This is a genomic window from Pseudomonas sp. Xaverov 83 (assembly GCF_019352905.1).
Lineage (GTDB): Bacteria > Pseudomonadota > Gammaproteobacteria > Pseudomonadales > Pseudomonadaceae > Aquipseudomonas > Aquipseudomonas yamanorum.
In genome coordinates this window covers 72,417-72,913 of record NZ_JAAAFU010000092.1, presented here as the reverse complement: position 1 = coordinate 72,913, position 497 = coordinate 72,417, and the positions used below count along the sequence as shown (strand labels likewise).

Below are 497 nucleotides of genomic sequence, written 5' to 3'. Positions count from 1 at the left end.
TCCCCCAGGCACAAGGCCGAAAGATTCTCTAGGAAACGTCCCGCAAATTAAAGGGATTCATCTTGCTGGCTCTTTACAAACCATTTAGCGCCATGCGCCAGGGGGCAGTTCAGAGCGTAGGAACGATCAAGATCAAAAGGTGGGAGCGGGCTTGCTCGCGAATGCGGTGTGTCAGTCAGCAGAGGTATTGGCTGGTCCACCGCATTCGCGAGCAAGCCCGCTCCCACAGTTGATCTGCGGTGTTCTGGCGTTCGTGCGTCAGGTTTTACGCGGGTGCAGGCACTCTATCGAGCGGTCAACCATGGCTTTGGCCATTTCCAGCAGGTGCCACACGGCGAGGACTTTGGCGCGCTCGGGGCTTTGCAGTTGTTCGCCACAGTCGAGCGCGGTGGCCGAGGCGCTGTGCAGCAGGTCGGCGGTGTAGAGCAGGGAGTCTTCGAAGCTGATTTCGTCGCTGATGGCGTAGAAGTTTGTCGAGGGTTGCGGCGGATCGGTGG

General features: G+C 59.0%; 1 protein-coding gene. It reads right to left on the bottom strand.

What is annotated here, in order from left to right; all coding sequences use genetic code 11:
* Positions 1-258: 258 nt before the first annotated feature.
* Positions 259-497 (bottom strand): DUF6124 family protein (locus K0H47_RS29145; protein WP_219274018.1); only part of this gene is annotated, 239 nt, incomplete at its 5' end.